At 56.2% G+C, this 11,129-nt stretch carries 7 protein-coding genes; 1 reads left to right on the forward strand and 6 read right to left on the reverse strand.

Going from position 1 to position 11,129, the window contains the following annotated elements; translation table 11 throughout:
- Nucleotides 1-374 precede the first annotated feature (374 nt).
- The 6 genes from LC093_RS02965 to LC093_RS02990 form a co-directional block, all read right to left on the reverse strand.
- The gene (locus tag LC093_RS02965) at nt 375-2,072 is read right to left on the reverse strand and encodes an ATP-dependent nuclease (protein WP_226661832.1); all 1,698 of its coding nucleotides are present in this window, start codon (nt 2,070-2,072) and stop codon (nt 375-377) included.
- 417 nt (nt 2,073-2,489) lie between these two features.
- Nucleotides 2,490-3,683 (reverse strand): 2-methylaconitate cis-trans isomerase PrpF, encoded by a 1,194-nt coding sequence (gene prpF / locus LC093_RS02970; protein ID WP_226661835.1) that lies wholly within the window; start codon nt 3,681-3,683, stop codon nt 2,490-2,492.
- 164 nt (nt 3,684-3,847) lie between these two features.
- Nucleotides 3,848-6,445, reverse strand: coding sequence for a Fe/S-dependent 2-methylisocitrate dehydratase AcnD (acnD, locus tag LC093_RS02975; protein WP_226661839.1), 2,598 nt, complete (start codon nt 6,443-6,445; stop codon nt 3,848-3,850).
- Between the two features lie 140 nt (nt 6,446-6,585).
- Nucleotides 6,586-7,710 (reverse strand): 2-methylcitrate synthase, encoded by a 1,125-nt coding sequence (prpC, locus tag LC093_RS02980; protein WP_226661840.1) that lies wholly within the window; start codon nt 7,708-7,710, stop codon nt 6,586-6,588.
- Between the two features lie 627 nt (nt 7,711-8,337).
- Nucleotides 8,338-9,216: a methylisocitrate lyase gene (gene prpB, locus LC093_RS02985; RefSeq protein ID WP_226661843.1), complete on the reverse strand. Its 879-nt coding sequence runs from the start codon at nt 9,214-9,216 to the stop codon at nt 8,338-8,340.
- Between the two features lie 42 nt (nt 9,217-9,258).
- Complete coding sequence (locus tag LC093_RS02990) at nt 9,259-9,918, reverse strand: GntR family transcriptional regulator (protein ID WP_226661844.1); 660 nt, start codon at nt 9,916-9,918, stop codon at nt 9,259-9,261.
- A gap of 470 nt (nt 9,919-10,388) precedes the next feature.
- Here LC093_RS02990 and LC093_RS02995 point away from each other — a divergent pair, with 470 nt between their 5' ends.
- Complete coding sequence (locus tag LC093_RS02995; RefSeq protein WP_226661847.1) at nt 10,389-10,925, forward strand: DUF2062 domain-containing protein; 537 nt, start codon at nt 10,389-10,391, stop codon at nt 10,923-10,925.
- Nucleotides 10,926-11,129: the final 204 nt, after the last annotated feature.

An 11,129-nucleotide genomic window follows, 5' to 3' on the forward strand; every position in this document is an offset into this window, starting at 1 on the left:
ATATCGCGACAGGGGCCCCTAACAGCAATTGCTGTCAAGAAGTGCCCTGGTGCCAAGCCATACTAGGGTTGGTCCGCGAGGCCAAGACTCTGTAATTCCATAAAGACGGTAGCAGGAACTGATGATTTTCTGGTGCACAGAGTGCAACGGCGAGGTACTACACCTGAGTGTGCAGCGCCTCTAAATGCCTAGATCCAGGTGGGTGACTGAAGCGCTTCCTCTGAAGCAGCTTATCTAATAGAAATTTCAGGTGCATGGACGGACACGGTTGCCAAGTGATGGGCGATAACCTAGAGAGCCCTTCGCCCTGTTGACGGGATCCGGCTAATGGGTGACCCCATTTATTTGTATTTGTGGGTGTCCTTTTTATGTTCTCATGCATACTCTTCCGGCCATATTTCAGCCGCAAAAGCACTTAGGTCTGGACTCTCAAGGTGGGACGTAATCTTACAAAGATCTACATTTCCGCCAAGCTCTTGTTGGAGCTTACCTCTTAGAGCACCCTCCACAACTTTCCCATGCATATATCGCCTGCGATCTTGATCCAAATTGGAAGTGCACTCGATAGATATGGCACCCGCATTGGGCTTTTCACCACCTCTATATGACTCCTGAAGGCGACGGTTATGAATTGTATTGATATATTTTTCTAAAATTCTGTTTCTACGCTCTAAAATGCACTCATCGATTAATTCCCCAACCCTAGCAGTGGCAATTGCCGGGTAAAGCTCGGCCACATGATTCTCATTCACAAAATGACTCTCAGCATCATTTCCCGATGTTATAAATACCTTAATCCCGACAGCTTCAAGTTTCTCTTTGTAACCAGCGACTTCGCCATCTGTCATGTAATCCCTATCTCTGTGAACAACGACTGACGTTCCTGGCGCATGTTCCGTAATGAACGAATTCAATGCCTGCGCTATAGCTATATTTGAGCAACCATTATAAGACCATATTTGATAGTCTTCAGGCACGAAGCCAGATGCTTCCACGAGAATATTAATATAATCAACGTCTGTGTCCTCTGTTAAAAGGATACATGGAACCTCTCCATTCCTTAGCTGATCGCCTTTATCGAGCGCCCCAATTTCCAGGAGAATGCTTCGCTCAAGATCTTCTGACTCTTCCACCAAGCTACAGTTATTAATCCAGTGAACCTGAGATACATCCTTTAGCGATTCAAAGAAGTGACGCGAATGGGTGGATATTATAATTTGGCATCCAGTTTCGTCGTGCAGCTCACTTAAAAGCTTGGCCAATATTCGCTGATTATTTGGATGTAAATGAGAGTCCGGCTCATCCAGTATGAGCAAACTAGGCTTATATAGATAGTAATAAGCTAGTATCTGTATAGCTTGCAAAATTCCTGTTCCGCAGGAATCTATTGGAAGAGATATATCATTATTAACCACTCGAGCGTCAATATGCTCATCTACATTAGGATCAAACGCAACAGTGATTTCGTAATCAGGAAAAACGGAATCAAATTTCTCCTTGAAACTTTTCCATGATGCGTCATCCAATGAAAGTAGCAATAAAATATTTCGGAATACAGAATTTGAGTCACCCTTCGCCGCAGCTTTTCGAACTACAGATGGCGGCTTGTATTCCTCTGCCGAAGGAATTCCTGCCAATCCGGGAACAATTATTGAAAATGGATTTTCTATACTTTGAAGTCTTTCGCCTAAAATTTTACCTTCGATTGCCGTTGTAACATTTTTATTTCGCCCTTTTCTAATTGTAATGGTCGAGCTACTCTCATCATTAAAGGTTACTTTTATTGCGTGCTCCAATGCAGTTTGCAACTTACCTGCAGGGGCAAGCGCTTCAATATCTCTAAGAGGTGAATATATTAATGACTCACTAGAAAGCGATGATGGACACCTATCGTTATTCCATCGCGCATTTTGCTGGGCGGCCGTTTGCGCAATGGAAACTGAAAACTGTATAGCTTGTTGAATACTACTCTTTCCAGCATTATTTGAACCAATTAGAAGATTAATACCTCCCAAAGGGATTTCAATTTCATCTATATTTTTGAATCTTTCAATTTTTATACTTTGTAGCAACTTCGCATCCTCAAAAGAGTTCTCACAAAACTATTTATTTCTAAAACGCGTCAATCCTTTCAGCAACTAGCTGTGCACCTAACACGCCCCTTACCGAAATTAGCGAAAACCGAAGCTTTCAATAGGATTGAATATCATCAAGCCACTATTTCGACATTAAAACGTAAAGTGTCGGCACTTGCTGTTTTAACTGCACTCTCATGAGCATATTAACACTCACTTTAAAGTCAATGACTTAGTCTCATACCGATCACTTTGCTGACGAGAGCTGCTGGACAAATACATCGTAATTGCCTGGAATTTAGGCAAGAAATCATTCGCATAATAAAGCGAGCCTCAATTGAGGCTCGCTTTTTGGACTTCCGAGATCAAATAAATCAGGCTTACCGCTATTCGCGACTCCCTCTGCACGGCAGGCTAAAAAGAACCACCAGGCACCCGCACCCAACCCTCCATCAAAATCCGCGCACTGCGGCTCATAATGGCCTTGGTAGCAGTCCACTGCCCGTTGGCAACTTCCGCTTTCGCACCCACCCGCAAGGTGCCAGACGGATGGCCAAAGGTCACCGCATTACGCTCCCCTCCCCCAGCGGCCAGATTGACCAGGGTACCGGGAATAGCCGCTGCGGTGCCGATGGCCACTGCGGCGGTACCCATCATGGCGTGGTGCAGTTTGCCCATGGAAAGCGCGCGCACCAGCAGATCGATATCACCCGCGGCCACTTGCTTGCCACTGGATGCCGCATAGCCACTGGGTGCCGCGACGAACGCGACCTTGGGGGTATGCTGGCGAGCGGCTGCCTCTTCCACGTTTTCGATCAGGCCCATGGCCTTTGCGCCATATGCACGAATAGTCTCGAACATGGCCAGCGCCTTGTCGTCACCGTTGATGGCTTCCTGCAGTTCGGTGCCGGTGTAACCGATATCCGCCGCGTTGACGAAGATGGTGGGGATGCCGGCGTTGATCATGGTGGCCTTTAACGTGCCGACACCCGGCACTTCCAGGTCGTCCACCAGGTTGCCGGTGGGGAACATTGCCCCTTCCCCATCCGCCGGGTCCATGAATTCGATCTGCACTTCCGCTGCCGGGAAGGTGACGCCGTCCAGTTCGAAATCACCGGTCTCCTGCACTTCCCCGCTGGTGATGGGTACGTGGGCGATGATGGTTTTCTTGATGTTGGCCTGCCAGATGCGCACGGTGCAGATGCCGTTCTCCGGAACGCGCGCCGCATCCACAAAGCCGCTGTTGATGGCGAAGGCACCCACGGCGGCGGTAAGGTTGCCGCAGTTGCCGGACCAGTCCACGAACGGCTTGTCGATGGAGACCTGGCCGAACAGGTAATCCACGTCGTGCTCCGGCTGCTCGCTCTTTGACAGGATGACGGTTTTGCTGGTGCTGGAGGTGGCTCCGCCCATGCCGTCGGTCTGCTTGCCGTAGGGATCGGGGCTGCCGATTACGCGTAGTAGCAGGTTGTCTCTTGCTTGGCCTGGGACCTGGGCGGATTGCGGGAGGTCTTGGAGGCGGAAGAAGACGCCTTTGCTGGTGCCGCCGCGCATGTAGGTGGCGGGGACACGGATTTGTGGTGGAGAGATTTGGGGGGCATGAGTCATGGGGTTTCTCACACTGTTGTCGTCCCGGACTTGATCCGGGACCCAGTGGCCCTGGATGCCGGATCAAGTCCGGCATGACGAGGGTTTGGCTGGATCCCGGATCGAATTCGGGATGACGAGGTTTTTTCTGGATCCCGGATCAAGTCCGGGATGACGGTGCTTAATTACACTTGGCCTTCGGCTTCGAGGAAGTCGTTGGCGAAGCGTTGCAGTACACCGCCGGCGTCGTAGATGGAGACTTCTTCGGCGGTATCCAGGCGGCATTTCACCGGGACTTCTACGGTCTCACCGTCTTTGCGGTGGACCAGTAGGGTCAGGGTTGCGCCCGGGGTGCGGTCGCCGAGTACGTCGAAGGTTTCGGTACCGTCGATACCCAGGGTCTCGCGGGTGGTGCCCGGCTGGAATTCCAGCGGCAGCACGCCCATGCCGATCAGGTTGGTGCGGTGAATGCGCTCGAAGCCTTCCGCCACAATCGCTTCCACACCGGCGAGGCGCACGCCTTTGGCGGCCCAGTCGCGGGAGGAGCCCTGGCCGTAGTCGGCGCCGGCGATGATGATCAGCGGCTGCTTGCGGTCCATGTAGGTTTCGATGGCTTCCCACATGCGGGTTACCTTGCCTTCCGGCTCGATACGCGCGAGAGAACCCTGCTTCACGGCACCGTTGTCGTCACGCACCATTTCGTTCAACAGTTTCGGGTTGGCGAAGGTGGCGCGCTGGGCGGTGAGGTGGTCGCCGCGGTGGGTGGCGTAGGAGTTGAAGTCCTCCTCCGGCAGGCCCATTTTCGCCAGGTATTCACCGGCGGCACTGCTGGCGAGGATCGCGTTGGACGGCGACAGGTGGTCGGTGGTGATGTTGTCACCCAGCACCGCCAGCGGGCGCATGCCTTTCAGGCTGCGCTCACCTGCCAGCGCACCCTCCCAGTACGGGGGGCGACGGATGTAGGTGCTCTGCGGGCGCCAGTGGTACAGCGGCTCGCCCTTCTCTGCTTCGGCCTTGTTCAGGTCAAACATCGGGATGTAGACCTCGCGGAACTGCTCGGGCTTCACGCTCTGTTTGACGATCGCGTCGATCTCTTCGTCGCTCGGCCAGATATCTTTCAGGGTCACCGGGTTGCCGTCTTTGTCGTGGCCCAGTACATCTTTTTCGATATCGAAGCGGATGGTGCCGGCGATGGCGTAGGCCACTACCAGGGGCGGCGAAGCCAGGAAGGCCTGCTTGGCGTAGGGGTGGATACGGCCATCGAAGTTGCGGTTGCCGGAGAGTACCGCAGTGGCGTACAGGTCGCGGTCGATGACTTCTTTCTGGATTTTCGGGTCCAGCGCGCCGCTCATGCCGTTACAGGTGGTGCAGGCAAAGGCGACCACGTCGAAGCCCTGTTGCTGCAGTTCCGGCAGCAGGTTGGCTTCTTCCAGGTACATTTTTACGGTTTTGGAACCCGGTGCCAGGGAGGTTTTTACCCAGGGCTTGCGGGTCAGGCCGAGCTTGTTGGCGTTGCGCGCGATCAGGCCCGCGGCAATCATGTTGCGCGGGTTGCTGGTGTTGGTGCAGCTGGTGATCGCGGCGATGATCACGGCGCCGTCGGGCATCTCGCCTTCTTTCTCTTCCCATTCCTTCGCGATACCGCGGTTGGCCAGTTCGGAGACCGGCAGCAGTGCATGCGGGTTGGACGGACCGGCCAGGTTGCGGCCTACGGAAGAGAGATCGAACTTGAGTACGCGCTCGTATTCGGCATTCTTGAGGCTATCTGCCCACAGGCCGGTTTCTTTCGCGAACTGTTCTACCAGGGCTACCTGCTCGTCGTCGCGGCCGGTGAGCTTCAGGTAGTCGACGGTCTGCTCGTCGATGGCGAACATGCCGGCGGTAGCGCCGTATTCGGGCGTCATGTTGGCGATGGTGGCGCGGTCGCCCAGGCTCAGGCTGGAGGCGCCTTCGCCGAAGAATTCGAGATACGCACCCACTACGCGCTCGCGGCGCAGGAATTCGGTCAGGGCCAGCACCATGTCGGTACCGGTGATGCCAGGCTGCAGTTTGCCGGTCAGCTCGACGCCGACGATGTCGGGCAGGCGCATGTAGGAGGCGCGGCCGAGCATGACGCTTTCGGCTTCCAGGCCGCCCACGCCTACTGAAATGACGCCGAGCGCATCCACCATCGGGGTGTGGCTGTCGGTGCCGACGCAGGTATCCGGGAAGGCGACGCCGTCTTTTTGCTGCACCACCGGAGACATTTTCTCCAGGTTGATCTGGTGCATGATGCCGTTGCCGGGCGGGATCACGTCGACGTTTTCAAACGCGGTCTTGGTCCAGTTGATGAAGTGGAAGCGGTCTTCGTTGCGGCGCTCTTCCACGGCGCGGTTCTTTTCGAACGCGTCTTTTTCAAAACCGGGGTGTTCGACGGCCAGGGAGTGGTCGACGATCAGCTGGGTGGGCACCACCGGGTTTACTTTGGCGGGGTCACCGCCCTTCTCGGCAATAGCGTCGCGCAGGCCGGCGAGGTCCACCAGTGCGGTCTGGCCGAGAATATCGTGGCAGACGACGCGCGCGGGGAACCAGGGGAAGTCGAGGTCGCGCTTGCGTTCGATGAGCTGTTTGAGGGCGTCGGTGAGCATTTCTGGCTCGCAGCGGCGCACGAGGTTTTCTGCCAGGATACGGGAGGTATACGGCAGTTTTTCATAGCTACCCGGCTGGATGTTTTCGACGGCCTCGCGGGTGTCGAAATAATCGAGGTCGGTGCCGGGGAGTTTTTTGCGGAATTCGGTGTTCATCGTATATCACCCGTTCGGGTTGATTGGTGCTTGATGTTCTTCACTCGTCATCCCGGCGCAGGCCGGGATCCAGTGCTCGCGGGTGGTTTGGTGGAGCTGGATCCCGGATCAAGTCCGGGATGACGGGGTAAAAGTAGAGATTATCTTTCAGCGATCGGCGTTACTTTGCGCAGTTCCGGACCGGTGTATTCTGCACTCGGGCGGATGATGCGGTTGTCGGCGCGCTGTTCGAATACGTGGGCGGCCCAGCCGGTTACGCGGGACATAACGAAGATCGGCGTAAACAGTTTGGTGGGGATGCCCATGAAGTGGTACGCGGATGCGTGGAAGAAGTCGGCGTTACAGAACAGCTTCTTCTCCCGCCACATGACTTCTTCACAGCGTACGGATACCGGGTACAGCACGTCGTCGCCAACGTCGGCAGCCAGTTTCTCGGACCACTGCTTGATGATGGCGTTGCGCGGGTCGGATTCGGTGTAGACCGCATGGCCGAAGCCCATGATCTTTTCTTTGCGCTCGAGCATGCCCATCAGTTCTTTTTCTGCTTCGTCGGCGGAAGAGAAACGCTCGATGAGTTCCATCGCCGCTTCGTTGGCGCCGCCGTGCAGCGGGCCGCGCAGGGAGCCGATGGCGCCGGTGATGCAGCTGAACAGGTCAGACAGGGTGGAGGCACAGACGCGCGCGGTGAAGGTGGAGGCGTTGAACTCGTGCTCTGCGTACAGGATCAGGGAGACGTTCATTACCTGTGCGTGCAGGTCGTTCGGCTTTTCGCCGCGCAGCATGTGCAGGAAGTGGCCGCCGATGGAGTCGTCATCGGTTTCGGTTTCGATGCGCACGCCGTCGTGGGTGTAGCGGTACCAGTAACAGATGATGGACGGGAATGCGGCCAGCAGGCGGTTGGCGCGGTCCTGTTGCTCGGCGAAGGACTCTTCGCCTTCCAGGTTGCCCAGCATGGAGCAGCCGGTGCGCATGACGTCCATCGGGTGTGCGTCGGCGGGGATGCGCTCGAGCACTTCACGCAGCGCCAGCGGCAGGCCGCGCATGGTTTTGAGGATGCCTTTGTAGTCCGCCAGTTGTGCGGACGTGGGCAGTTCGCCGTTGAAAATCAGGTAGGCGACTTCTTCGAACTCGCAGTGTTCTGCCAGGTCTTTTACGTCGTAGCCGCAGTAGGTCAGGCCGGAGCCGGATACGCCTACGGTGGAAAGTGCGGTTTTACCAGCTACCTGGCCACGCAGGCCTGCTCCGCCAACTTTTTTCTCTGCCATCTCTATTTTCCCCTATCGATTTAAGTTTTTACTTCGTCATGCTGGGATGACGCTGGGTACGAAAATTCTACTTCGTCATACCGGCGTATGCCGGTATCCAGTTCGGTGCCTTTCGACAACCTCCGGCTGGATCCCGGATCAAGTCCGGGATGACGACTTCTTTACCGTCATGCCGGCGTATGCCGGTATCCAGTTCGATGCCTTTCGACAACCTCCGGCTGGATCCCGGATCAAGTCCGGGATGACGACTTCTTTACCGTCATGCCGGCGTATGCCGGTATCCAGCTCGGTACCTTTCGACAACCTCCGGCTGGATCCCGGATCAAGTCCGGGATGACGACTTCTTTACCGTCATGCCGGCGTATGCCGGTATCCAGTTCTGTGCCTTTCGACAGCCTCCGGCTGGATCCCGGATCAAGTCCGGGATGACGACTTCTTTACCGTCATGCCGGCGTATGCCGGTATCCAGTTCGATGCCTTTCGACAACCTCCGGCTGGATTCCGGATCAAGTCCGGGATGACGACTTCTTTACCGTCATGCCGGCGTATGCCGGTATCCAGTTCGGTGCCTTTCGACAACCTCCGGCTGGATCCCGGCCTGCGCCGGGATGACGGCGTGGGCACAAATTACTTCTTAAACAGCGCGTCGAGCTTGTCTTCAAACTCGTGGTAGTTCAGGTAGTCGTACAGTTCCGCGCGGGTCTGCATGGTGTCTACCACAGCCTGCTGGTCGCCATTGGCCAGGATGCTGCTGTAGACGTTTTCCGCGGCTTTGTTCATGGCGCGGAAGGCGGACAGCGGGTACAGGACCATGTCGGCACCGGACTCGGCCAGTTCGGCCTTGTTGTACAGCTTGGTCTGGCCGAACTCGGTGATGTTGGCGAGGATCGGCACATTCAGTGCGTCTTTGAACGCGCGGTAGTGTTCCAGTTCGGTCACGGCTTCGGCGAAGATGCCGTCGGCGCCGGCTTCGATGCACGCCTGGGCGCGTTCGATGGCGGCTTCGAGGCCTTCCTGTGCGAATGCATCGGTACGCGCCATGATGAAGAAGTCGTCATCGGTGCGCACGTCTACTGCGGCCTTGATGCGGTCAACCATTTCGTCTTTGGAAACGATCTCTTTGTTCGGGCGGTGGCCGCAGCGCTTCTGCGCAACCTGGTCTTCGATATGTACTGCAGCGGCGCCGGCGCGGATCATTTCTTTGATGGTGCGCGCGATATTGAAAGCACCACCCCAACCGGTGTCGATATCCACCAGCAGCGGCAGGCTGGACGCGGCGGTGATGCGGCGTACGTCTTCCAGCACGTTTTCGAGGCTGGTCATGCCCAGGTCCGGCAGGCCGTAAGAGGCGTTGGCCACGCCGGCGCCGGACAGGTAAATCGCCTGGTGACCAATGCGCTCGGCCATGATCGCGGTGTAGGCGTTGATGGTACCTACTACCTGCAGTGGCTGGTTATCTTTCAGGGCCTGGCGAAAGCGTGCGCCGGCGGATTCTGTTCTGCTCATAAACGGCCTCGGTTCTCGTTAATTTCTCTCAATGAGTTTCTATTAATTGGTTTTGGATAATTTCTTTTCGATGTTCGAGCGCGACGCGCGGATATGGCGGCGCATCAGGATTTCGGCCAGCTCGCCGTCGCCGGCCTCGATGGCTTCGATAATGTGGCTGTGTTCGCGGAAGGCGCGATGCGCGCGCGGGCTCGCCATACCCAGCTGGTAGCGGTACATGCGCACGCGGTAATAGAGTTTGTTGCAGAGGGTGTCGATCAGCAGGTCGTTGTTGGAGGCCTGCACGATGCGGAAGTGGAAGTCGAAATCCCCTTCCGGCTGGAAATACGCGGTGCCCTTTTGCAGCTCTTCCTGCTGCTCGTGGCGGTTGAGCATCTGGCGCAGTTCGACCAGGTCTTCCTCGGAGCGGTTCTGCGCGGCCAGGCGGCAGGCCATGCCTTCCAGTGCCTCGCGCACATCGTAGAGATCCAGCAGGCCGCGCTCGGTGAGATCCACCACCCGTGCGCCCACATTAACGCGGCGCTCTAAAAGGCCGAGGGACTCGAGCCGCATCAGGGCTTCGCGCAGGCTGCTGCGGCTGGCGTCAAAGCGACGGGCGAGCTCCGGCTCACTGACCTTGCTGCCGGCGGCGATGTGGCCTTCGACAATCTCACTGCGCAGGGTGAGGAACAGGCGGTCGGCCAGACTCCTGGTCCCGCTCATCCCGTCCTCGTTTTTGCTCGCCAAGGTTTCGCTCACAAATGCACCACCACTATATTGTCGACAGTTTTGTAGTGTGCGGCAGGTTAAACGCCCATTATTCCGTCGTCAACCCTACTTTTGTCGACATCTCACCATGTAAACGCATGACTAAGAGGTCATATGGACTTTAAAAAGGAAGATCGTGCCAGAACGGGGATGGACCGAAGGCTTGCCTCCGAAAAAGGGCACAATGCGCCACAATAATAGAGAAGCACAATCGTGCTAATAGGAACGGCCTGTGAATGGTAGTCTTGAAAAGGCGATATGGGCATAATAGCCGCCGCCCAACTCCGGGCCTCACTTACACGTGTTCACCCTATCCTTTTAGGGTTGGAATATTGCGTAATAACAGCCCGCGGAGAACCACCCCTTACGTGATACGGGCTTCTGAATTTCCCGAAAGGCAACCTAGGATCGAGCAGACTAGAATCATGCCCAAAAGTGTTATCAGGCGCTGGTTGCCAACCCCCGAGCAAGTACGCGCTAATAATGGCTTGAAGTTTCTGGGTAACCTGCTTCACGACCCGAACCTGTTTCATCTGAACCGCCACTCGGTTTCGGTGGCGTTTGCGGTCGGCATTTTTACCAGTTTCCTGCCACTGCCCGGGCAGATGTTGATTGCCGCCCTGTTGGCATTGTGGTTCCGCTGCAACCTGCCGCTGTCGATGATTCTGGTATGGATCAGCAACCCGGTAACCATGCCGGCGATTTTTTACAGCACCTACAAGCTCGGCGCCTGGCTGCTGGGCACACCGCCGCTGGACTTCAAGATTGAGCTGTCGTGGGAATGGCTGACGGAAGAAGTGGGCCGCATCTGGCTGCCGCTGTTTTCCGGGTCGCTGATTTGCGGGCTGTTTTTTGCCACCGTCGCCTACTTTGTGATGCAGGCGGTATGGCGGTGGCATGTGGTGAAGCGCTGGAAGGCGCGATTGGAGTTGCGTAAGGCGCAGCTGAAACAGGGCAGTTAAGTCCGCCCTCTTTTCTTTTCCTTTCCTGCCACCCTTTTCTCCTCATCCCGGACTTGATCCGGGATCCAGCTCAGAAGTAATCCTGACCCCCGCACTGGATGCCGGATCAGGTCCGGCATGACGGTATTTGTGTGTGTGTGTGTCATCCCGGACTTGATCCGGGATCCAGCTCAGAAGTAATCCAGAACCCCGCACTGGATGCCG

The organism is Microbulbifer aggregans (assembly GCF_020524005.1).
In the GTDB taxonomy this organism is placed as follows: domain Bacteria; phylum Pseudomonadota; class Gammaproteobacteria; order Pseudomonadales; family Cellvibrionaceae; genus Microbulbifer; species Microbulbifer aggregans_A.

What these genes read in the sequence shown, in the direction of transcription:
- LC093_RS02990 (WP_226661844.1), bottom strand. Translation starts at nt 9,918, where the DNA reads ATGAGCGGGACCAGGAGTCTGGCCGACCGCCTGTTCCTCACCCTGCGC.
- acnD (WP_226661839.1), bottom strand. Translation starts at nt 6,445, where the DNA reads ATGAACACCGAATTCCGCAAAAAACTCCCCGGCACCGACCTCGATTAT.
- LC093_RS02995 (WP_226661847.1), top strand. Translation starts at nt 10,389, where the DNA reads ATGCCCAAAAGTGTTATCAGGCGCTGGTTGCCAACCCCCGAGCAAGTA.
- prpF (WP_226661835.1), bottom strand. Translation starts at nt 3,683, where the DNA reads ATGACTCATGCCCCCCAAATCTCTCCACCACAAATCCGTGTCCCCGCC.
- prpB (WP_226661843.1), bottom strand. Translation starts at nt 9,216, where the DNA reads ATGAGCAGAACAGAATCCGCCGGCGCACGCTTTCGCCAGGCCCTGAAA.
- prpC (WP_226661840.1), bottom strand. Translation starts at nt 7,710, where the DNA reads ATGGCAGAGAAAAAAGTTGGCGGAGCAGGCCTGCGTGGCCAGGTAGCT.